The organism is Streptomyces kebangsaanensis (assembly GCF_001906585.1).
Classification (GTDB): Bacteria; Actinomycetota; Actinomycetes; order Streptomycetales; family Streptomycetaceae; genus Streptomyces; species Streptomyces kebangsaanensis.
Genome location: NZ_JUJA01000167.1, coordinates 364,587 through 365,144, shown reverse-complemented (window position 1 = coordinate 365,144; position 558 = coordinate 364,587). Strand labels below are relative to the sequence as shown.

Sequence of the window (558 nt, the reverse complement as noted above, 5' to 3'; positions counted from 1 at the left end):
GGCGACCCGGCCCGGACCCAGACCCAGACCCAGGACCAGGGCCAGGACCAGTACGCCACCGCCGACCAGGGCTACGCGTACGACTACTCCGGCTACGGACAGCAGGGTTACGGCTACGACACGAGCGGCCAGCAGCAGTACGCCGGCTACTCCGACCCGTACGCCGGCACCCAGACCTACGACGGCGCCTCCTACGACACCGCCTACGGCGGCCAGCAGGGCTACGGCCAGCAGGACTACGGCACCCAGGCCCCCCAGGCCCAGGTCCCCCAGGCCCAGGACACCTACGCCGGATCGGGCTACGGCGGCGAGACCCCGGCCGGCGGGGTGTGGGTCCCGCAGCAGCGCAGCGACGAGTCCTACGGCGGCGAGCTCCCGCAGGAGCAGCAGGCGTACCCGTACCAGGGCAACAACCACGGTCAGCAGCAGCACGGTCAGGGCTTCGACGAGCAGTACCGCTTCTGACCGCCGCCCGGCTCACTGGGAGCCGCGGAACTCCGGTCCCTCCACGATCAGTCCGGCCACCAGCGCGCCCGACATGCCGGCGTGCGGCAGCCC

Annotated in this window: 2 pseudogenes; one reads left to right on the top strand and one right to left on the bottom strand. The window is 72.4% G+C overall.

What is annotated here, in order from left to right:
* Positions 1-465 (top strand): annotated as a pseudogene (locus RH94_RS45800) (hypothetical protein); the annotation flags it as partial.
* A gap of 12 nt (positions 466-477) precedes the next feature.
* Here RH94_RS45800 and RH94_RS45795 read toward each other — a convergent pair.
* Positions 478-558 (bottom strand): annotated as a pseudogene (locus RH94_RS45795) (phytoene dehydrogenase); the annotation flags it as partial.